At 67.9% G+C, this 21719-nt stretch carries 18 protein-coding genes; 9 read left to right on the forward strand and 9 right to left on the reverse strand.

What is annotated here, in order from left to right; genetic code table 11:
• Positions 1-217 precede the first annotated feature (217 nt).
• Positions 218-1519, reverse strand: a complete 1302-nt coding sequence (locus OHT57_RS16930; protein ID WP_328747247.1) for a hypothetical protein — start codon at positions 1517-1519, stop codon at positions 218-220.
• A 553-nt stretch (positions 1520-2072) separates the two neighbouring features.
• Here OHT57_RS16930 and OHT57_RS16935 point away from each other — a divergent pair.
• The 3 genes from OHT57_RS16935 (at position 2073) to OHT57_RS16945 (ending at position 6138) form a co-directional block, all read left to right on the forward strand.
• A complete protein-coding gene (locus OHT57_RS16935) occupies positions 2073-3104 on the forward strand; it encodes a C40 family peptidase (protein ID WP_328747248.1) in 1032 nt (343 codons plus the stop codon).
• Between the two features lie 257 nt (positions 3105-3361).
• The gene (locus OHT57_RS16940) at positions 3362-4012 is read left to right on the forward strand and encodes a TetR/AcrR family transcriptional regulator (RefSeq protein WP_328747249.1); all 651 of its coding nucleotides are present in this window, start codon (positions 3362-3364) and stop codon (positions 4010-4012) included.
• Positions 4013-4491: 479 nt separating this feature from the next.
• A complete protein-coding gene (locus tag OHT57_RS16945) occupies positions 4492-6138 on the forward strand; it encodes a hypothetical protein (RefSeq protein ID WP_328747250.1) in 1647 nt (548 codons plus the stop codon).
• A gap of 447 nt (positions 6139-6585) precedes the next feature.
• Here the strand turns inward: OHT57_RS16945 and OHT57_RS16950 are convergent, their stop codons facing one another.
• Complete coding sequence (locus tag OHT57_RS16950; protein WP_328747251.1) at positions 6586-7602, reverse strand: alpha/beta fold hydrolase; 1017 nt, start codon at positions 7600-7602, stop codon at positions 6586-6588.
• Between OHT57_RS16950 and OHT57_RS16955 the strand changes: the two genes are divergently transcribed.
• The gene (locus OHT57_RS16955; RefSeq protein WP_328747252.1) at positions 7561-8811 is read left to right on the forward strand and encodes an IS110 family transposase; all 1251 of its coding nucleotides are present in this window, start codon (positions 7561-7563) and stop codon (positions 8809-8811) included. The genes OHT57_RS16950 and OHT57_RS16955 overlap by 42 nt on opposite strands.
• Positions 8812-8884: 73 nt before the next feature.
• Here the strand turns inward: OHT57_RS16955 and OHT57_RS16960 are convergent, their stop codons facing one another.
• The 3 genes from OHT57_RS16960 to OHT57_RS16970 are packed head-to-tail and all read right to left on the reverse strand — an operon-like array spanning position 8885 to position 10386.
• The gene (locus OHT57_RS16960; RefSeq protein ID WP_328747253.1) at positions 8885-9052 is read right to left on the reverse strand and encodes an alpha/beta fold hydrolase; all 168 of its coding nucleotides are present in this window, start codon (positions 9050-9052) and stop codon (positions 8885-8887) included.
• Positions 9049-9726 carry a DUF2218 domain-containing protein gene (locus OHT57_RS16965; protein ID WP_328747254.1) on the reverse strand — a complete coding sequence of 226 codons (678 nt, stop codon included), beginning with the start codon at positions 9724-9726 and terminating at the stop codon, positions 9049-9051. Before OHT57_RS16965 ends, OHT57_RS16960 begins: the two co-directional genes overlap by 4 nt.
• 27 nt (positions 9727-9753) lie before the next feature.
• A complete protein-coding gene (locus OHT57_RS16970; protein ID WP_328747255.1) occupies positions 9754-10386 on the reverse strand; it encodes a class I SAM-dependent methyltransferase in 633 nt (210 codons plus the stop codon).
• A gap of 489 nt (positions 10387-10875) precedes the next feature.
• On the opposite strand from OHT57_RS16970, the gene OHT57_RS16975 reads away from it, so the two are divergent.
• The gene (locus OHT57_RS16975; RefSeq protein WP_443053454.1) at positions 10876-11046 is read left to right on the forward strand and encodes a hypothetical protein; all 171 of its coding nucleotides are present in this window, start codon (positions 10876-10878) and stop codon (positions 11044-11046) included.
• A gap of 328 nt (positions 11047-11374) precedes the next feature.
• Positions 11375-12205, forward strand: a complete 831-nt coding sequence (locus OHT57_RS16980; protein ID WP_328747256.1) for a C40 family peptidase — start codon at positions 11375-11377, stop codon at positions 12203-12205.
• Positions 12206-12484: 279 nt separating this feature from the next.
• On the opposite strand, the gene OHT57_RS16985 is transcribed toward OHT57_RS16980, so the two are convergent.
• Together OHT57_RS16985 and OHT57_RS16990 are read right to left on the reverse strand one after the other, a co-directional pair.
• Positions 12485-14116, reverse strand: a complete 1632-nt coding sequence (locus tag OHT57_RS16985; protein WP_328747257.1) for a multicopper oxidase family protein — start codon at positions 14114-14116, stop codon at positions 12485-12487.
• 75 nt (positions 14117-14191) lie between these two features.
• Positions 14192-14632, reverse strand: a complete 441-nt coding sequence (locus tag OHT57_RS16990) for a DUF6153 family protein (protein ID WP_328747258.1) — start codon at positions 14630-14632, stop codon at positions 14192-14194.
• Positions 14633-14911: 279 nt separating this feature from the next.
• On the opposite strand from OHT57_RS16990, the gene OHT57_RS16995 reads away from it, so the two are divergent.
• The 3 genes from OHT57_RS16995 (at position 14912) to OHT57_RS17005 (ending at position 19003) form a co-directional block, all read left to right on the forward strand.
• On the forward strand, positions 14912-16126 hold the full coding sequence (locus OHT57_RS16995) for a L,D-transpeptidase (RefSeq protein WP_328747259.1): 1215 nt from the start codon (positions 14912-14914) through the stop codon (positions 16124-16126).
• 79 nt (positions 16127-16205) lie between these two features.
• Positions 16206-17636, forward strand: a complete 1431-nt coding sequence (locus tag OHT57_RS17000) for a hypothetical protein (protein ID WP_328747260.1) — start codon at positions 16206-16208, stop codon at positions 17634-17636.
• Between the two features lie 698 nt (positions 17637-18334).
• Complete coding sequence (locus tag OHT57_RS17005; RefSeq protein WP_328747261.1) at positions 18335-19003, forward strand: M23 family metallopeptidase; 669 nt, start codon at positions 18335-18337, stop codon at positions 19001-19003.
• A 427-nt stretch (positions 19004-19430) separates the two neighbouring features.
• Here the strand turns inward: OHT57_RS17005 and OHT57_RS17010 are convergent, their stop codons facing one another.
• Complete coding sequence (locus OHT57_RS17010) at positions 19431-20327, reverse strand: UTP--glucose-1-phosphate uridylyltransferase (RefSeq protein WP_328747262.1); 897 nt, start codon at positions 20325-20327, stop codon at positions 19431-19433.
• Positions 20328-20418: 91 nt separating this feature from the next.
• Positions 20419-21711 (reverse strand): condensation domain-containing protein, encoded by a 1293-nt coding sequence (locus OHT57_RS17015; RefSeq protein WP_328747263.1) that lies wholly within the window; start codon positions 21709-21711, stop codon positions 20419-20421.
• Between the last annotated feature and the right edge of the window lie 8 nt (positions 21712-21719).

Below are 21719 nucleotides of genomic sequence, written 5' to 3' on the forward strand. Positions count from 1 at the left end.
CACGGGGCGGGCGCGGTACAGGCCATCAGACGACTGCCCGCCCCCTGTTCGCGGCGGGCTGCCGTCATTTTCCCCCGGACTTCACCTATTTTCTTCGACCTGCGGCTCGGATTCCGGGATGAGGATTTACGTACGCTCTCGCATGCGATGAAAGCCTGCGGAAGCTCCGACTCGCGCAACGGCCTCGCCGCACCACTGTCCTACGCCCCGACTCTGGCTACTTGACGACGGTCGTCCAGTCCGGTGACTGGGCAGGGTCCAGACTGCGCAGTTGTTCCAGTACCTCTGGCCTCTGGACGTCCATCCAGTCAGCCAGTTCGCGGAAGGACACACAGCGGACGTCCTTGCGTACGCAGACGTTCTTGACGACCTCGTCGACGGCCTTCATGTAGATGCCGCCGTTCCAGTTCTCGAAGTGGTTGCCGATGATCAGGGGCGCCCGGCTGCCGTAGTACACACGGTTGAAGCCGGCCAAGTACGACTTGAGGGTCTCCTGCTCCCACTCGCTGTACTTCGCCGGGTCGCCGTCGGTCTCGCCGTTGGCCTGGTTGTACAGAAAGTTGAAGTCCATGGACAGGCCCTGGTACTTGCCTCCCTCGTACGGGAGCATCTGCAGCGGGAAGTCCCAGATGCCGTTCTTCTTGGTAGGCCATATCTGGAAGTCGCCCGTCGAACTGGCGTCATAGCGCCAGCCGAAGCTCTTGGCGGCCGTCAGCAGGTTCTTCTGCCCCTCCAGGCACGGTGCGCGGCCGCCCGTGATGTCCCGCTTGGGGTCGAAGGGCAGAGCGGGGATGTCGGTGTAGCCAGTGTTGGTCTTCCACTGCTCCATGAAGGAGTAGAACTGGCGGATCTCGCTTTTCCACTCCTCGACGCTCCAGTCGCCGCCGCCCTGCGTGCCGCAGAAGTGCCCGTTGAAGTGGGAACCGATCTCGTTCCCGTCCTCCCACGCCTTGCTGAGCTGCTCCAGCGTGGCGCGAATGTGCTCGTTGGTCGGGTAGCTGATCGACGCCACTCCCGGCTGGTGCATCGGCGGACGGTAGAGCGTCTTCTTGTCCTTGGGCAGCAGGTAGATGCCCGTGAGGAAGTACGTCATGTGGGTGTTGTACGCCTTGGACAACTCCCGGTAATGAGAGAACAGTTGATCATCCCCCTGCAGTCCCCCGTCCCAGGAGAAGACGACGAACTGTGGCGGCTTCTCGCCGGGCTTGAGCGGCGTCGGCTTGAGCTGGTCGGGCTGCGGCCCTGTGTACGACGTGGAGCCGTCTCCGAGCACTTTGGTCCTGCCGTCCCACGGAGGCTCCTGCTTCCCCTCGGCAGTTGCGTCCTCGTCGGAGGACTTGGCAGGCATCGACCGGGCACGCGCCGCATCGCCGCCACTCGCCAGCACGAGGGAGGGTATGGCGAGACATGCCACGCCGATCGCGATCACCGCGGCCAGAATCCTGGGGTGGGCGGTGAGCCGGCCGGGGAGGCGCGTACGTCTGGACGGGCGGCGTCGGCGGTGAGCGTTGGAGTTCATCGGTGGCACATTCTGCGAGCGAGGAGGGTGGGCGAAGGAAGGAAGTCGTAGTCACCTTCGTAGTTCTCAATCCAGGTGAAGGCGGCTCAGCCCCTCCGGAACTGCCGGCGATGCTCCAAGGGCCTCCACCGCGCCGTCCAGGCCGTCGCCCGCATGCTCGGTCTCGCTTCCGCAGGGCAGGGCGTGAGCATCGGACCGCCACCAGCCCACCCCAGGGGGCTTGATCGCGGCAGCCTGCCAGGCACGTTGGCCGGACCCGCCTTTCGCATCGACAGCCGCGTACGCGGAGATCGCAACAAACATGCGGGATGCCCCAGTTGGCAGATCCGTCACGAGATGCACTGTTATCGCTCCGCTTCAACAAGTGAGTCCCGCGCAAAAGACGTGCCCGGCGACAGAGTTCGAGCCGCGAAGATTTGAACTTCTCGTAAGAAGCTTAGTAGATTCGGGTGTCGCACCTCCGCTCGGGTGTTCACTCATTGGGAGTGACGGTGGAGGCGTACCGCCCGTCGGCGTGTTGGCAGGCGGCTGAAGGAAGAAGGAGCCCGCCTTCATGGCGTCACACCGTCGACCCAAGCAGCCGAGCCGCACTCGCGTGACCGTACTCACCGCGACCGCCGCCGCTGCCGTGGCCCTGACATCCCAGGCCGCCCAGGCCGCACCGAAGCCGAGCAAGGACCAGGTCAAGGCGAAGACCGACACCCTCTACGAGCAGGCGGAGAAGGCGACCGAGGAGTACGACGGGGCCAATGAGAAGCAGAAAAAGCTCCAAAGCGAGATCTCCGATCTCCAGGACAAGGTCGCGCGCGGCCAGGGCGAGCTGAACACCCTGCGGGACGGGCTCGGTTCACTGGCCAGCGCCCAGTACCGGTCCGGCGGCATCGACCCCTCGGTCCAGCTCTTCCTCTCGTCCAACCCGGACGACTACCTCGACAAGGCGTCAACACTCGACCAGCTGAGCTCACAGCAGGTCGAGCAGTTGAAGAAGGTCCAGGCGAAGCAACGCGTGCTCGCCCAGCAGCGCGAGGAAGCCTCCGCCAAACTCAAGGACCTCGCGGACACCCGCACGGAGTTGGGCAAGAAGAAGAAAGAGGTCCAGGCCAAGCTCGGCCAGGCGCAGAAGCTCCTCAACACCCTGACCGCCCAGGAGAAGACGGCGCTGGCCGCAAAGGAGGAGCGAGCCAGCCGCGCCAGCGCGCGCAGCGCGCTCGGCGACGCGAAGCCAGCCTCCGGCCGAGCCGGTGCCGCCTTCCAGGCCGCGCAGACCAAGATAGGTACGCCCTACGTGTACGGCGCCTCCGGGCCCAGCTCCTTCGACTGCTCGGGCCTCACCTCCTGGGCGTACGCGCAGGCCGGTGTCTCCATACCGCGCACCTCGCAACAGCAGGCCAACATCGGTACACGTATCTACTCGCAGAGCGATCTCCAGGTAGGCGACCTGGTGTTCTTCTTCGGAGATCTGCACCATGTCGGCCTCTACGCGGGCAACGGGCAGATCCTGCACGCTCCGCGGACCGGCACGGTCGTCCGGTACGAGTCGATGAGCACCATAGGCGGCCCGTTCGAGTTCGGCGTCCGGGTCTGATGCGGGTCCGCTTGTAGGGCCACATTGGATCTGCCGGGTTACGACGTTTCGTAGTGACCCGGTCGGGGCCAGGGCCTCGCCGAGGCAGGCTCCGGCGGGAGGCTCTGGGCTGTCATGACCTCGATCGTGATCCCAGATCAGCCGCCAGTGGGCCCTTTGTTGCGCCTGGGAGTCGAGACGATCCCATAGCTTACGAGACACAGTGCCTACGACCCAAGACAGAGCGTATCGACATCGCCGCCACGTACACTGATGTGGTGCCCAAGCTGTGGAACGAGACGATCGATGCGCACCGCCGTGCGGTGCGCGACGCGATTCTCAACACCACCGCGGAGCTTGCCGGCGAGCACGGAGTGCGGTCGGTGACGATGTCTCAGATCGCTGAGCAGGTCGGCATCGGGCGGGCCACGCTGTACAAGTACTTCCCCGACGTCGAGGCGATCCTGCTCGCCTGGCACGACCGTCGGATCACCGAACACCTCGGGCAACTGGCGGAGATCCGCGACCAGACCGACGGATCCGGCGAACGGCTCGAGGCGGTCCTGAGGGCCTTCGCCCACATCTCGCGCCACACCCGCGGACACCACGGCACCGAACTCTCGGCGTTCCTCCACCAGGACGAGCGGGTCCTCCAAGCGCAGTTGCAGCTCCACGGCATGATCCGGGACCTGTTGACCGAAGGTGCGCAGACAGGCGATGTCCGCGACGACGTCGCGCCCGACGAGCTCGCGACCTACTGCCTTCACGCCCTCACAGCTGCTGCCGCCCTGCCCTCCGACGCGGCGGCCGATCGCATTGTCACGGTCACACTGTCCGGGCTGCGCAGTCCGGACCACGCGTCGGACAACCGCAAACCAGCAGCCGGACACAGGCCCCACACTAACCACGCACGGCACCCCGAGCACTGACTTCCGAGAGGGATCCGGCGCGTGAGCACACCCGCGCGGCATGGCATCGACCGCCACCTCCAAGCGGCCCCTGTACGGCAACCCCTTCGAACGCCGCTCCCAGAGCACTGGCGTTCATCGACATGGCTGTCCACGACGCACAACAGAAGGCGGATCGCGCCTAGTTCACCAGGGCCGCGCCCGGTCATGAGCTGGGACCACCACGCTCGGCCTCTTCACCGGCGGCCCTGCGGTCCGATCGAGATCGCGAGTTTGGTCGGCTGCGCACCTTGTCAGGGTTGATAGGCAGACGTATGCCGGGGAGACCCGAAAAGTCGGGTACACCGGCACTGCCGGAGTGACGGCACGACACAGCGCAGGGTGAGGGAAGCGCGCTACGGGGGATGAGGTCGGACATTCGACCGAGATCGTGATCTGCTCTCGTTCCACCGCTCCCTGGGTCTCCGTGACTGTCGCCTGCCGCCGGAAGGGAGGGGCGCATGTCCCCGAAGGACACGGCAAAGCCAGGCCCGGAGAAGTATCAGATCCCCGGTGGGTCGACGCCCGCCGAGCTGCTTGAGCGGGCACGCGGTGAGTTCTACGCCGACCCCAACGTCATCGGGGTCGGCATCGGCGAGCGGCGAGTCGGTGGCCAGGCCCAGGCCGACCAGGTCGCGCTGATCGTCTACGTGAAGGAAAAGCTGGAGGAAGCGCAGCTCGGCAAGGAGGAGCACGCCGTCCTGGTCCCGCGCCAGTTCGAGGGCATCGGGACCGACGTGGTCGCGCCGTTCGGCCCCGACTCCCCCACCGAAGCACTCGGCGTCAGCGACAGCCACCGGCACTCCGTCGACATGATGAACATCGACCAGGTGCGCCTGCACGAGCAGTGGACGGCCGTACAGGGCGGACAGGAGCTGCCCTTCCAAGGATCCATCCACGACTACGGCGACATCGAGGTCATCCAGGACGACGGCACCCTCGTGCAGACCGTCAACGGCCAGCCGGTCGTGGACTACGTCCGGGCCTACAAGCTGTTCCGGCTCAAGAACCCTGACATCTACGACTTCGTGAGCTTCTTCACCGACACCGCGAGCGGCATGCCCCCGCAGGGCGGCTCCTCCTGGTACCAGCCGGTACACAACGACACGCAGGGCATCGGCTACCCGGTCTTCAGCAACCGCCCGGCGCTCGGCACGAACAAACTCCAGGGATACCTCTTCCTCAACCAGGGGCACTTCGCGGCCTGGCGGTACGTCATGCTGCAGGAGCAGGGACACCGCTGGGGCAGCTTCGTTCCGTACCGGGACAGCCAGAACGGGCCGAACCTGACCGACAACATGCTCGGCGGATTCGCCCACTGGGCGGCGGAGTTCGACGACGACCGCTCGCCCATGGACTACGACATCTTCGACTGGGTGGACATCGGCGGGGGCCAGTTCCAGCGCGTCTCCCTGGCTTCCGACCAGCGGGAGTACAGCGAGCTCGACCTCTACCTCATGGGTGCGATGGGCCCGGACGAGGTGGGCGACATGAACCTGCTGTCGAACATCACCAACGTGTCCGGCAACACGTTCAGCGCCAACAAGAAGCGACTTGAGATCGACAACTTCCTCTGGGCCAACGGTAGTCGGGTGCCCAACGCCGGTACTTCCCCGAAACAGTTCAAGCACGGCTTCTGCCTGCTCACCAAGGACTTCGCCAGGTCGCATGACCTGGCCGACCGGATCGACCAACTGCGCCGCCGGTTCGAGACGGACTTCCGCGCCGCCACCAAGGGTCTGCTGTCGGTCGACACCACCATCGGCCCCCTGCGCCGCGAGGCGCAGCCCGGCGAGATCACCGAACTCACCGGCGGTGGTTACACCTCGCTGCACCGTCACCAGGTAACGCCGTACGACCTGAACGTCACCGGCGTGCAGTACAACGGGTCCCTCCAACCGGGGCAGTCCCAGTACCTGTTCACCTATGGCTGGTCGCCGTACTGGCATATGGACTGGACGGCGCGGCCGACGACAGCCGGCGGGAAGGTCACCTCCTCGGTGGAGATCGAGCGCGACGGCAACGGACTGTTCACCTACTGGATCACGGTCCGGAACACCGGCTCGGTCGCCACCGGCTACGAGCTGCATTACGCGCGGCTGCACTGACCGGCGAGCGGAGGACGATCATGCGTCTGACCATCGAAGTATCCGAAGGACCGCCCGACATCAGGGTCGGTCAGGCAGGCACGGCGCAGCCGCTGCCATCTGCGGGAGCCGTGGCAGCGCCCGCGTCCGTCCCCGCCGGCGCGATCGACGCCGGGGCCGACACCGTTCCTCAGGCAACCGAGCGGACAGCCGCCACGGCTCCGCCCCAAGCCGACGGCGGCACAGCTGAGGGACTGGCTATCCCCGGCGCCCCTACGGGGGCGATCCCCGGACCTGGACCGAGCGTCCCGGCTGGTGAAGCCCGCTCCGCCGGACCGTCCCCCTACGAGACGGAACAGCAGCGATATTCGCCGGGAATCCCGGTGAACATCGTGCCGGGCGCAGGACCGGTCATCGGCTGAGCACACATCGCGGCGGGCGGACCAGGCCCCCGGCTCCGCCCGCCGACTAACCCGTAGCGGAGTCAGCCTGCCCCAGAGCCGACACCAACTCCTCGGTGAAGCGACCGGGTTGGGTCACGTGTCCGAGGTGGCCGCCGGGGAGTTCGGTCACGTCCCGGCCGAGCTTGCGCCCCAGCTCGATGCTCGCCTCGTGAGCGGGATAGCCGTGCGACTCCTGCCCGGCGGCGAATACGATCCGATCGGCGTGCACCGCGAGGGCGTCGAGGTCGAGGAGGACCGCCGGATACTGGCGCAACTCGTGCTCGAACCAGTAGGCGGCGTTGGCGAGCAGGTACTTGCCCCGCTTGGGGTCCCTGGCCCGCGCGGCGGCCATGGCTTCCCGGTCCGGCTCCGCGAAGGCTTCCTCCTGGAACTTCCCAAGTGCCGAAGGGATGCCGGATCGACGATAGAGGTCGTACAGCCCGGTGAAGAAGTCGAGCCACTTCTGTCCGTCGGGCAGATACCGCACAGCCGGCGGCTCGTACGGCACGAGCGTGCGAACAGTGAGGGGATGCCGAGTGAGGACCTCCAGGGCGACGATGCCTCCGGAGCTGCTGCCGAAGATGGTCGCAGGCTCGTCGCTCAGGTGCTCGATCAGGCTTCGGGCGTCGTCGGCGTCGGTATCGAGTCGGCGGTCATAGTCCTGCGGACCGTCGAGCCGGCTCCGGGAAAAGTACCCATGACTGCGCTGCGCGCCGCCACCGTGGCGGGATGAGAATCCGGGGGCGCGCAACGCGTGCTGGGCGGTGGCTGGTTGGCTTCCCTGCGCCGCTTGAGTGCTCTGCCGCGCCGTTCGCATGCTGGTGGGGTGCTGTCCGGGCAGACGTCGGTTGCGCTTGGTATCCACGAGTCCGGGGAAAAGTATGACGCTGGGGCTTGAGGGATTGTCGACTGCTGCTGCGAGCGCGAATCTCAGACTCTTTGGATCGGTAGGCCCCTTCCGGGCGGCGCGTTGATCGGTGCTGTCGCGGAGGAGGCCGGGATGCAGGTGCTGTTCGAGCGGTGCGCCGGACTGGACGTGCACCGGGACACGGTGGTGGCGACGGTCCGTTCTCCGGGGCAGCGGCGGGGCTCGCGGGTGGCGGAGACCCGGACGTTCAAGACCACCATGCGGGCGCTGGCCGAGTTGGGTGACTGGCTGGCCTGCGAAGAGGTGGAGCTGGTCGGTATGGAGGCGACCGGGGTGTACTGGAAGCCCGTCTTCGCCTCTTTGGAGGGGCGGTTCACCTGCTGGCTGGTCAACGCGGCGCATCTGCGCAACGTGCCCGGCCGCAAGACCGATGTCGGCGACTCGGTGTGGATCGCCCGGATCCTTGAGTGCGGGCTGGTGCGCCCGTCCTTCGTGCCGGTGCAGGAGTTTCGTGAGCTGCGGGATCTGACCCGGGCGCGGACGGCGGTGTCCCAGGAGCGGGTCCGGGTGATCCAGCGGCTGGAGAAGGTGCTGCAGGACGCCGGGATCAAGCTGACCTCGGTGGCCTCGCAGGTGTGGTCGAAGACCTCGCGGGCGGTGCTGGAGGCATTGCTGGACGGGGTGACCTCGCCGGTGGAGCTGGCCGCGTTGGCCAAGGGTCGGCTCCGCTCGAAACGCGAAGCCCTGGAGGAGGCACTCGAGCACCGCTTCCGCGTCGAGCACCATGGTGTCATCGTGCGTGGTCTCCTTGCCCATATCGACGGGCTGGAGCAGCGGCTCGTCGCCTACGACGCGGAGATTGCCGCCCGGCTCGCCCCGCACGGCGAGGTCCTGGAACTGATCCAGACCATCCCCGGGGTCGGGGCGAAGGTCGCCCAGGTGCTGGTCGCCGAGATCGGTCTGGACATGTCGGCCTTCCCCACCTCGGCCCACCTCGCCTCCTGGGCAGGGGTGTGTCCGGGCAATCATGCTTCGGGCGGCAAGCGGAAGGGCGGCCGCAGCCGGCCCGGCCCGAAGTGGTTGAAGGTCGTACTCACCGAGGCGGCGTGGGGCGCGGTGAAGGCCAAGGGCACCTACCTGTCCGCGCATCACATGCAGATCAAGGGCCGGGCCGGCGGCTACAAGGCGCTCGGTGCGACCCGACACGACATCGTCGTCGCCTACTGGCACATCGTCCACGATCATGTGCCCTACCGGGAGTTGGGCCCGGACTGGGCCACCCGCCGGTTCAGTCCAGCTCAGCGCGCCAAACGCCTGACCGCCCAGCTCGAAGCACTCGGCTTCGAGGTCAGCATCGAACCCGCCCCGACGCAACCCGCCTGACCCGGCCCCGGGACCAGCACGGCCTCCCCACGAGGCCGAAGCGACGCTGCCCACAGGACCCCGGATTCACATCTCAGCCGCGGCGGTCGTAGACGACGACGGTGTAGTGCGCCGCGAGGTGTTCCGCCACCATGCCGAAGGCATCGGCGTCACCGTTGGCCCCCGGGATCATGAGCATGAGCGGGCCGCGGCCACGGGTCTCGTAGTAGAGGCGTGCACCGGGGACTTCGAGCGTACTCATGCGCTTGTCTGCCGCTTCTTATGGGCCAGCGACGGCCCGCCTCCCTCTCGCCCGGTGCGCCTGCGGCGGTGGGCGACGAAGCCGGCCATTGCGATGGCCTTCGCCAGGAGGGCTGCCGCGATGACGGCGCCGGCACCCCAGCCCAGCCACTTCCAGGCCGCCAGCACGGAGCCACCCAGTACCAGATGCGCGACGGCCATCAGCGCCACCACCCCGACGACTGCCCTGAGGGTCCACCGGTTCGTTGTGCCGCCTGCGGGACCGTGCAGCTTCGGATGCGGGGCAGCTGTCTGCCCATCCGTACCGGGGAGAGAACCGGGCGCTTCGGGCTGCTGCCAGGCCACCGTCAGATGGTCGCGCCTGCCGATCTTCTCGACGCGTGAGGTGATGAGCTCCCGCATCCTTCGCAGGTTCTCCTCGCTGTCGGCCTCGATACGCACCATCAGTGCGTCCGGGGCGGCCCGCAAGAACCACTGACCCAGGCTCAGGCGGACGGTTCCGTCGGTGTCGGACCATTCGACGTGATGCACCTCGGGGGGCCTGTGCGTGTCACCTCCGCCGTGAGCACCCGGCCGGTAGTGCGGGTGATTCCCCATCTGCTGGGCATGTCGGCAGAGTTGGTCGAGGTATCGGCTCGCACGTTCGGTCTCGACTCGGGCTTCCACGGTCAGCATTGCGTTCCTTTCCGGAACCTCACGGGTTCAGATCCTGGTGAGGGCGACGAGCCAGGCCCGGATGCCGTCCGGATCGGTGGTGATGTCGATCGTGCTGGGTTCGATGGAGTCGATGCGCCATCCGTCGGCGAACGAGGCCTCGATCTCGTCCCGGGTGAGCTTGTGCACCCGTCCCCATTCGCCTGGCTGCCGGTCGCTGAAGCACAGCATGAAGTAGCGGCCGCCGCGCCGGGTCGCGGTTCGCAGGCTGTCGACGTAGGCGGCGCGGTCGGCACCGTCGAAGGTGTGGAAGAGCCCGCAGTCGAGCACGGTGTCGAAGGATTCCCGCAGGTCGCCCAGCTTCAGGGCGTCCCGGTGGAGGAACCGCGCGGCGCGGTCCCGTTCACGCGCCTTCTGCTCGGCGGTACGCAGGGCCCGGGTGGCTAGGTCGACGCCAGTGGCCTCCAGGCCAAGGCCGGCGCACAGGAGCACGTGCTCGCCGGTGCCACAGCCGGCGTCCAGCACCCGGCCCTGGATGGCCCCCGCTTCCGCGAGGGCGAGGAAGGCCGGTTGCGGTCGGCCGATGTCCCAGGGAGGCGGGGTGGCATACAGGTCCTCGGGCTCTGGCGGTTCCTCGGAACCGGAGTGGGCGTGGTGGGGGTAACGGAGTGAGCCGGCCATGCCGGTGTCCTTCCCGTCGCGTCGGACGTTCCGGATCGTCGTCCAGGTCCTCATGACGGACACCAGCTTTATCGATACACACTGTCCCTGTCAATGCACGATGTCCCGACCGTGGCGCCATGTATGCGTCGATCACGGAGCATCCGGACCCGGATCGAGCCAACAATCTACTAAGTAACTTAGTTTTACCGGATGACGTGAGCGCGACACCCGACACGGGCGTGAATCGGAGGGGGAAATGAGCGGACATAGGGACGCTCACCCTTCAGCTGTTCACGCACACGGCACCCCCGATGGCGGCACACGCGTTCCACTGCCGACCGGATCCGCGGTAAGCGCGATTCCGGACGGCCGCAGCCCCCTTCCCGGCCGCGCCGCACCCCTTGCGCTTCCACAGCACCCCGGGCGCTTTCCTCTTGCCCGCCGCAGCAACATTCCGCACCTGAAGAACCGACGCGCCACCCTCGCGGCGCGCCCAGGAGGCATCGCATGCAGCCCCTCATCGACTACGCGCGGCCGTTCCGGCAGCGGACCGCAGCACGGCCCGAGAAGTTCGCGCGCCTTACCGAAGGCCAGGCGCCGCAGGCCCCGTTCACCACCCACTCCGACTCGCGGGTCATCCCCATCCCCGATCACCGTGCGCGCAAGTCGGAGAACTGAGGAGCCGACCGCACACCGCGCCAGGGCGCGCCCATCATCTGCCGACGAACTCACCCTTGCGACGCCGCACCATTCCGTGACCTGCGTCACACCATCCGGCCGCCAAGACGCCGGGCTTGGCCACCGACTCCGGTCCAGGGTAAGGCGAGGGGCAATACGGACGTAACAACGAAGAGCCTTAGTAGAGGCCTTGCGCGTGGAGCCCCCAATGTCCGTTATGACGTCAATAAGGAGTGGCGCGCCGGGAATTCCGGGCCGCGGTTGAGTAAGTGTGGCGCACCCCACGTCCCTTGAAGATATGGAGGAGACCCTGATACCGGTTGTTCTCATGTCCCACACCGCTCAGATACCAAGCCACAGGAAACCCGCCCGCAACACGTCGAGAATGGCAGTGAGGGCCGGAGTTGCCGGTGGCGTCCTCGGCGCCCTGGCAGTGGCTGGCGCGTCCGGCGCGGCGAACGCCGCCGAGCCGGTGACGCAGACCCTCGAACTGCCCACGCTCACAGCCGACCTGGCCGCTCAGGTCGCGCAGTCCGCGGACGCCACCCAGCAGGCCGCGGCCAGCTACGAGCTGAGTGCCGAGCGTGACGCGGCCGCTGCCACGGCCGCCAAGCAGGCCAAGGCGAACCTCGCCCAGGCCAAGGCGAAGGCCGAAGCCGCGCGGAAGGCCGAGGCCGAACGCAAGAAGGCCGCCGCCTCACGCTCCTCCGAGCGGACCACACTGGCCTCGTCCGCCAGCACTGCCACCACCAGCACCACCAGCACCAGCACCAGCACCAGCACCTCCTCATCCACGGCCAGCGGCTCGGCAGCCGCTGTCATCGCCTTCGCCAAGGCGCAGATAGGCGACGCCTACGTGCTCGGCGCCACAGGACCCAACTCCTGGGACTGCTCCAGCCTGCTCCAAGCCGCGTTCAAGCAGGCGGGCATCAGCCTCCCGAGGGTGTCGCAGGACCAGTCGACTGCGGGCACCCCGGTCTCGCTGAGCAACCTCCAGCCGGGCGACATCCTCTACTGGGGCTCCGCGGGCAGCGGCGCCTACCACGTGGCGCTGTACGTCGGCGGCGGCAACTTCGTCGGAGCCGAGAACCCGTCCACGGGCATCGTCGAGAGGCCCCTCTCCTGGGACCCGCCGACCGGCGCGGTGCGCGTGCTCTGACGCGCCGTGGCGTCGTAGAGGGCCGCTTTGCCCGGACAGGTCACTGGACGGGGAAGGTGGCCCTCGAGCTTGCCCGGCCCAGCTCGCCGGCGTCTCGCACAGCCAGTCGGCACCTCCGCCGACGGCATGCTTCAGCGGCTCCATCCCAGGCGACTCTTGCAGCCCCGGATCGCGATATTGCGGATGCGGGCCGCCCGGAACGCGGGGTACAGGTGCGCCGCCCGGACGGGCCCGCCCGAGAGGACTCGGCGGGCCCGTCCGGGCGGCGTGAGGCGAACGTCAGGCCTTGTAGGCCACGTTCGCCATCATCCCGGCCTCGCCGTGGTAGGCGTTGTGACAGTGCAGCATCCACTGGCCGGGGTTGTCGGCGTCGAGGAACACGGACACCGTCTTCTTCGGCAGGACGACCGCGGTGTCCTTGCGCGGGCCGGAGGCGCCGAGCTGGTACGTGTGGCCGTGCAGGTGCATCGGGTGCCACATCTCGGTCGTGTTGACGAAGTCGAGCCGTACCCGCTGGCCCTCCTCGATGAGGATCGGATTCGCCTCGGGATGCATCATGTCGAACGACTTGTCGTTGATGGACCAGTTGTACTTCATCATGTTGCCGGTCAACTTGATCTGGTGCGTGACGTCGGTCTTCGCGGACTTGAGCCGCACGTCGTCGGCGGCCTGCAGCTGGGACGCCGTCATGATCATGCCGTCGAGTTCCTTCGGGCGGACAGTCGCGGACGGTTTGCTCCCGGAGCCCGTGCGCACGAGCGCCAGGCCGTTCGCGTTCTTGCCCTCGGCCAGGGCGACGAGCGGGAAGACCCCATTGCCGAGGGTGACGAGGACGTCGTACCGCTCCCCCATGCCGACCAGCAGGGCGTCCACCTCCTGGTGCTGGACCGGGAAGCCGTCGGTGTGGGTGATCGTCAGCTTGTGGCCGCCGAGGGCAACCCGGTAGGCAGTGTCCGAGCCGGCGTTGATGATCCGCAGGCGCACCTTCTTGCCGGGCTTGCCGGTGTAGACGTCGGGGTCGGCCGCTACCCGGCCGTTGATGAGGTGGTGCGGGTACTTCACGTCGCCGGCGTCACCGCCGAGCAGCTTGCTGGTGGCGCCCGTGAGCATGAACTTCTTGGACATGTCGCCGGAGGCGGAGGCCGAGGCCGACGGGGAGGCGGAGCCGCCCATGTCCATCCCGCCCATGTCCCCCATGCCGGTATCCGAACTGCTGGGGCTCGGGCTGCTGCCCATGTCCATGCCGCTCATGTCACCCATGTCGGCCATGCCACGCTTGAGTTCGGCGAAGGCGTCGTCGGGTGTGCCGGTGACTCCGTCGAGCCAGTCGTCGAGGAGGACGACCCACTCGTCGTCGTACGACAGCGGCTCCTTGGGGTCCTCGACGATCAGCGGGGCGTACAGGCCGCGGTCGAGCTGGACGCCGACGTGCGGGTGGAAGAAGTACGTGCCGGGGTCGGGGGTGATGAAGCTGTAGGTGAAGGTGGAGCCGGCCCGCACGGCGGTTTGGACGGCGGGCGGTACGCCGTCCATGTCGTTGCGCAGTGCGATGCCGTGCCAGTGGATCGACGTGGTGGTCTTGTTCGGGAGCTGGTTGGACAGCTCGGCGACGAGAGTGTCACCGGCGGAGAGCCGGACCTCCTTGCCGGGGGTCCGGCCGTCGAAGGCCCAGGTTTTGGGCATGACCCCGGCGCCCAGGTCGATCATCGCGGGCGCCGCGGTCAGGGTGACCTTCTTCCGCCGTCCCGTGGCTTTGCGCTTCATATCGGCGGCGGTGACGGCCGAGGCGGTGGGGCTGACCAGAGCGCTACCGCCGCCGGAGCCGGAACCACTGCTACAGGCAGCGAGTGCGCCCGCTCCGGCGACTCCCAGGCCGGTGAGCAGGACGGAGCGTCGGTTGAAGCTGTTCATTACGTTGTGTCCTCTGTCTCGAAACTGCCGATGTGGTCACGGAAGGACGGCACATCGCGCGCCGTCCGGCGCGGCCTATAGACGCAGTTGAGAGAGGACGGAGAGATCTGGCGGAGCGCGCCCGACCAGCGCGCCGGGTGAGCGTCCGGCCGCAGCTTGCCGCAAATGCACCAGCGGGTCGAACGAGCTCTGGCCGGGCACGGCGAGCTGCACGGTGTCGACGCTCGCCGAGGTGCAATGCTGCATGCCGGGCATGGCGCACCCGCCGTCTTCGATGTCGTGCGAGGAGTCGTCCGAGACCGACGTCGCCTCATCGCCGCCCATCACGTGTACAGCCTGGGCAGAACCCGGCATCACGTGCCCGGCATGGGCCGGTCCCGACATGGACGACGAAGTGCCCATCGCGGACGTCTCGTGGTGGACGAGGACGGCCAGCGCGACGCAGAGGGTGAGGAACACCCCGTACGTCCAGCGGACGGCTGTGCCGCCTCCGCTGTGCGCTGTCCGTATCGCCATGATCTCCACCTGTGTCGTGGTTACCGATCGCCGGAGTCGGCATCCTACCCCCAGGGGGTACCAGGATGCTCGCCCTTACACTCGCGTCTCGGAATCACCCGTAGCGATATCGCCTTGCATGGAAAGACCAGCGAGACTACGAAAACCACTAGTAGCTACGGGAGGAGTCTGCCACACGCCGCAATCGCACCGGCGGCGCCCCCGACACGCGGGAACCGAAAGGGTCCGCCGATCGTCTACGAAAATACTTAGATCATTAGGTAAAGAAGAGGGAGCCTCATGGGACAGCGCCTGACAGCACGGCCGGTTCGCCGGTCCGCGCGATCGCTCGCGCTCGCCTCGGCCGCCGTCGTCCTCGCCGCATGCAGCTCCGGCGGCGGCAAGGCGGACAGCGGCTCGGACACGGCAGTCGGCGACAGCAAGAACGGCGGACCTGCCGCGATAGCCGTGACTCCCGGCGACGGCGACGCGAAGGTGCCGGTCAGCCGGAAGGTGACGGTGCACGCCCAGGGCGGCTCCCTCTCCACCGTCGCGGTCACCTCCCCCGGCCCCGGCAAGCTCGCCGGCACCTGGTCGAAGGACAAGTCCGTGTGGACCTCCACGACACCACTCGCCCCGGGCGCCAGCTACACGGTGACGGCCAATGGCAAGGCGTCTGGCGGATCCGCCCTCAACAAGACCGCCTCCTTCACCACCGAGGCGGCCAAGAACAGCTTCGTCGGCGAGTACTACCCCGACAAGGGCACGAAGGTCGGCGTCGCGATGCCGGTCTCGATCACCTTCAACAAGCCGATCAGCAACAAGGCGGCGGTGGAACGGAAGCTCAAGGTCACCGCGTCCCCCGCGATTGAGGGCTCCTGGAGCTGGATGAAGGACCGCGACGGCAAGGACCGCGTCGACTACCGCCCCGAGAGGTACTGGAAGACCGGCACGGACGTAACCCTGCGCATGGACCTCGCGGGCGTGGACGCGGGCGGCGGTGTGTACGGCACCCAGCAGCGCGTCGTGAACTTCCGTATAGGCGACGCCGTGACCAGCACCGTCGACGTCAACAAGAAGACCATGACGGTCGCGAAGAACGGCCGGACGCTCCGGACCCTGAAGGTCTCGTCCGGCAAGAAGGGCTACGAAACCTGGAACGGCACGATGGTCGTCCTGAGCAAGGTACCGACCATCCGCATGAACTCCTCGACCGTCGGCATATTCGGCCCCGAGGCGTACAACCTCGGCTCGGTGAAGTGGGACGTCCAGCTCACCCCGTCCGGCACGTACGTCCACGCGGCGCCGTGGAACGCGGGCAAGTTCGGCGTCGTCAACGGCAGCCACGGCTGCATCGGTATGAGTACGAGTGACGCCAAGTGGTTCTTCAGCCAAGTCAACCTCGGCGACCCCGTCACGGTCGTCCACTCCGTCGACACCGTGGCGGTCAACAACGGCTACGGCGACTGGAACGTCGACTGGACCACCTGGACGAAGGGGAGCGCCCTGAGCTGACGCACCGGTTCCCCTATACCCCCAGGGGGTATATTCTCGCCGTATCGGCCATCGTCGACCACGAAGGCGGGCGAGGAACATGAACCGGCTCATCACCGCTGCGGCCAGCGGGCTGCTGGCGCTGTTCAGCATGTACTGGGACGACTCCCTGCACACCGACGTGGGCCGGGACACCTTCTGGAGCGCACCGCACGCGCTGCTCTACGGCTCCCTCACGGTGACCCTCGCGGCCACCGCCTGGTGGGGCGTCGGGAGGATCCGCAGCCAGGGTCTCGGCCTCCGTGAGGCCGCGGCGGACCCGCTGCTGCGATGGGCGGTCATATCCGCCGGTTCCATCGGGATCTCAGCTCCGGCGGACGCGGCCTGGCACACCACGTTCGGTCGAGACGCGGTGCTCTGGAGCCCGCCCCACCTGCTGGCCATCATCGCGACGTTCGCCCTCGCAGTCACCCTGCTCCGGGCGATCACCGCCGAGGGCGGAGGCCGGCCGATGGTGCTCGGCGGGGGACTCGTGCTCGCGGCCTCGCTGGCGCCGGTCATGGAGTACGAGTCCGACGTGCCGCAGTTCTCGGCGGTCTGGTTCCTGCCCGCCGCCGCGACCGGGATCACTCTGGCCATCGCGCTGATCCGCCGGTTCGACGCTCACCCGTGGGCCGTCACACGCGCGGCCCTGGTCGTCACCGCTGTGCGACTCGCGGTGATCCCGGTCCTCGCCGGGCTCGGGCACTCCACGCCGATCGTGCCGCCCGTGCTCGCCGTCGCCCTCGTGGCCGACCTGGTTCGCAGATGGCGTACGTCCCCGTGGTGGTCGGCACTCGTCGTCCCCCTCGCCGTACATGCGGCGTACGTACCACTGCTTCCCGTTCTGCCGCACGGCACGACCGTCGCTGCCGACCAGGTCGTCCCGTCCCTGCTCCTCTCACTGGCGGGCTCGGCCCTGATCATGTTCGCCGCCGAAGGACTGCCGCACACCCGGCTCCCTCTCGTCCGCACGGCCGGGCTCACGGTCGCCATGCTGACGCTCATGCTGCCCCTGCTGTCGGCCGGGCGCGCGGCCGCACACGACCCTGGCCAAGGGACCGATGCGGGCCAGGCCCAATGGCGGGCGACGGTGCGCGGATCCACTGTCGACGTCACGGTGACTCCGGAGCGGAGCACCTCGGGTCGCGCCACTCTTGTCGCACGGCGCGCCGGGGAGAAGCTGACCGCACCTCTGACGCCGTCCCGCAACGGCGTCTACCAGGGGGACATCACGGTGTCGGAGTCCGGCCGCTGGTTCGTCTACGCCACCTTCTCCGGCTCCCGGGCGTCGACGACAGAGACCTGGATCCCGGTCGAGACCGGCTCCTCCCAACTCCTGCGCGAGGCTCGGCCGTTGTACGTTCCCGCCCAGCAGAAGGACGGCGCGGGCCGGACGGCCGCCACCGTCGCGCTGTACGGGCTGGCGGCAGTGATCCTCCTGGCCATCGCCCGTTCGGGCCGCCGCTCGTCTTCACCAGCAGCGGCCTGATCCACTTCAGTAGTTACGTAGTAGATTAGTATCTGGGCTGACGGCTACGGATTCGGCCGTGCCGCCAAAGGGCAGTCGCCGCTTGCCCTTTGGCTGCCCAGGTGAAAGAGAAGGTGCTGGTGGACGACCGTCATGCGTCGGGTTTCCCGCCTCCGGCAGCCCCCGTTTCCGATACCCCGCACCCCGCATGGCCGCAGAACCCCTCACGGGAAGTCCCGTTGGAGCCCTACGGCAAACCCCACGTCGGCTATGGCGACGCGGACCCGCTATTCGGTGCCCTGCCTGGCGCGTACGACACCGGTGTGTGTGATGAGCAATTCGCCCACCACGTGTGGTGGTACGAGAACGATGGACACGAAACGGCCCCGCAGTGGCAGGCGACCGGCCACGGGATCGACCCCAACGGCGAGTGGTACCCGGGGTTTTCCCAGGCGGCCCCTGCCGACTCCGAGGCGTTCGACGTGCACAACGCCTCCGCCCTCGCTGATCTCCGCTTCGCTCCCGGCCAGGCACCAGCAGACCAAGCACCATGGCCCGATGAGCCAACCGCGCACCAGAACCGGTCCGAAGCCGAGCCCACCCCCAGCACTCCCCCGGACCCGCCGACGACGCGCCGCCCAGGCGGCCGTGGTCGCCGCGCGCCACGCCGAGGATCCGCGTTTCTGACAGTCGTCGCCCCCTCGATCGCGTTCGTAGGTATGGCCGGGATCGCCGCCGCCTCCGTCGGACTCAGCGAGAACGGCAGGAACGTGCAGGCCGCGCCCGAACCGACTGTCCAACCCTCCGCAGCCAACGACGAGTTCGACACCCAGCTCAGCACACTCAGCCGGGAAGCCGACGATTTCGCCGACCGCGCGAGCCGTACGCAGCAACGCGTCGACCTTGAACAGCGCCGACGTGAGGAGCAGAAGCTCCGGGAGGCCGACGCCGCGAGCAAGAAGGCTGAGGCGGCCCGCAAGGAGGCGCTTCGCCCGAAGTTCGCACTCCCCGTCGCGCAGAAGGGAGTCGGCGAGCTGTTCGGAGCGGTCGGATCCATGTGGTCGAATCGGCACACCGGACTCGACTTCCCGGTGTCGATGTACACGCCAGTGATGGCGGTGACCGACGGTACGGTCGTGGCCAAGTGGAATCCGTCCTACGGGAACATCGTCGAAGTGACGGCCGCCGACGGCACACAGACCTGGTACGCCCATCTGGCCAGCGCGCGGATCCGCTCCGGCTACGTCAAGGCCGGGACCGTCATCGGTTACGCCGGCAGCTCCGGCAACTCGTCGGGCCCTCACCTCCATCTGGAGGTTCACCCAGGCGGTGGCGCCCCCGTGGATCCGCTGGCGTGGCTGCGCACTCACGGCCTCGACCCGACGTAGGTACGTGCCAACTTCCCTTCCGGGAAAGGGAATCCGTATGTGAGCTGCGCGCTCTCGTCGCGCGGCTGCCCGACATAAGAAAATCGCGCGCGGAAATCGGCCGGGAACTGGCCGCTGACCGTCGCGCGGTGGCCGGATACGGGACCGCGCCTGTCGCCGGGGCGCTGTTGAAGGTCGCCGACTCACCGCGATGGGCGCAAGCGGCGTCGACGGCACCTGCTCGAAGCGAGAATTGCTCAGCTGGAAGCCGGCGTGCCGCCGCGTCCCGCGTCACCTGCCCGGTGGCGCATCGCAGCCTCCGCCGCCGGGATCGCGACCTACGCATCGGCGTTCGCGGCCTCTGCCGCGCTGATCGCTTCGACCCTGCTGGGCTGCGGGTGAGTTACCCGGAGGCCGTATCGCATTGTCCGGTCTCTCCTCGCGGGGTTCAGCCGGACTGGTCCGTCCCGGCGTCGAGGTCGTACGCGAGCCGGCGCAGTGCCGGGCCGTACTCGCGGTGGGTGAGGGCGTGAGCGAACTGGGCTTCGAGGTACGCCTGCGGAGAGCCTGTGTCGTACCAGGTGCCGGCGATGACCTGCCCGTATACCGGATTGTTGGCGGCGTAGCTGTGCAGAGCGTCGGAGAGGTAGATCTCCCCCTGCGGGTTGCGGTGCCAACGGCGGGTCTGATCCTCCAACTCGGCGACGATGCCTGGGGTGATCACGTATCCGCCGATCGCGGCGTAGGGCGAGGGGGCGTCCTTCGGCTTCGGCTTCTCCACCAGGCCGGAGATGCGCAGGCGACCACCGCCGAGATCATCCTTGACGACCGGTACGCCGTAGCGAGAGGCATCGGCGGGGTCCATCGGCATCAGGGCCAGGACCGGGGCGCCGGTGGCCTCGTACGCCGCCTTGAGCTGCTGGGCGCGCGGGATGTCGGAGACGAAGACGTCGTCCGCCCACAGGACCATGAACGGCTCGTCGCCGATGATGCGGGAGGCGTTGAGGATGGGGGTGCCGTTGCCGTACGGCCCGTTCTGGTGGATGAAGCTGACGTGCGCAGCCAGGTCGGAGAGTTCGCGCACGGTGTCGGCGAGGTCGTGTTTGTCCGTGGTCCGCAGTTGCAGCTCCATGTCGGTGTCGGGGGCGAAGTGCTGCTGGATCAGGGTCTTGCGGCTGGAGGTGACGATGGTGATGTCCCTGATGCCGGAGGCGACGAGTTCGCGCACCGTGTGTTCGATCACCGGCTTGTCCCCGATGGGAAGCATCTCCTTGGGCAGGGCCTTGGTCAGCGGGAGTAGGCGGCTGCCCAGGCCGGCGACCGGGATCACGGCTTTGCGGATCATGGGATTCCTATCGGGTTCGGCGGGGTGGGTGTGTGCCCAACGGGGAGAGCCAGCCGGGCACTTGGCGTAACCAATGAGTCGGCGGACTCGGTCACCGTGAAGCGGACTCCTGCATCGCGCAGAGCCGTGCCAGATGTGAACGGAAGTCGTCGAGCAACGCCAGAGCGCCGGCCTCGCTGAACTCGGCCGCGTCGTAGGCGGTCCTCCCCACAAGAGCGCCCTGCGGGGTGCGTCGGACCCGCAGGAAGAAGCCCATGTGGTTGTCCTCGTGCTCGGTGCCGGTGGAATGGGAGACCTCGCCGTGCGCCTGGCCGAAGGCGAACCCGGCGGTGTCGACGTTCGGGAGGTACTCGAACATGCGGTACCAGGTCGGTTCCTTGCCCCTGAGTCCGGGGACCAGTTGGGGGACGGTTCCCAGAAGATCCCGCACGGGGAACTGCGCGCGTTGATATGTGGCGGTTACGGAGGCCCGGACCCGGGCCACCCAGTCGGGCCCGGACTCGCCCGACCGGGTGCGCAACCGCAGCACGGTGGGATAGATGAAAGGGCCGATCAGCTGCCGGGCTTCCAGACGGTCGCGCTGCTCGAAGACGGTGGTCAGCACCAGGTCATCGGTATCGGTACGGGCCCGCAGGGCGAGGGCGAACGCGGCCAGGAGCGTGGTGAACAGCGTGCTGCGATGACGTCGCGACCAGGCGAGCACCGTCTGCATCTCGGCGTGGTCGAGCAGTTCGGTGCGCAGCACCCGGCTGACGGGGGACGACTCCGGCCGGAAGGGGATGTCGCGTTCGTACCGGGGCGGCTGTACTCCGGCGAGCGTGGTCTGCCATGCATCGCGGTCGGATGCTGCCCGGGCGGCCAGCCGCTCGGCCTGCCACCGCGCGTACTGGCCGTACTGCATCGTGTTGGGCGGCAGTTGCTGTCCCCGCAGCCGGGCGGTGTACAGCGCGGCCAGTTCGGTGACGGCCAGCCGTAGGGACGTCGGATCGACGGCGAAGTGGTGGAAGACCAGCCCGATCAGGTGTTTTTGCGGGTGGCAGGTGAGGAGGAAACCCCGGACGGACGGGGGCGAGCCGAGATCGACCGGAGTCTTTTCGAGGAGGGCTGCCAACCGGTTCGCGTCGGTTGCGGGGTCGCCGGACGTGTCGAGCGGCTCCAGCGACGCGTCTTCAACGGACTCGATCTCCATCTGGGTGGTGCCCGCGACCGGTTGGGACCGGAGGGGTTCGTGCCGCGCGATCAGGTCCCGGAACGCCGCGTCGAGGACCTGGGGGTCCAGTGCTCCCTGCACGTCGACGACGATGTTCATGGTGGTGCGGGGGTTGGTGACGGCGCCGGGCCGGATCTCCTCCGCCTGTATGGCGTTCCTCTGGGAAAGGGACATCTCGCATC

The sequence above is a fragment of the Streptomyces sp. NBC_00285 genome (assembly GCF_036174265.1).
GTDB lineage: Bacteria > Actinomycetota > Actinomycetes > Streptomycetales > Streptomycetaceae > Streptomyces.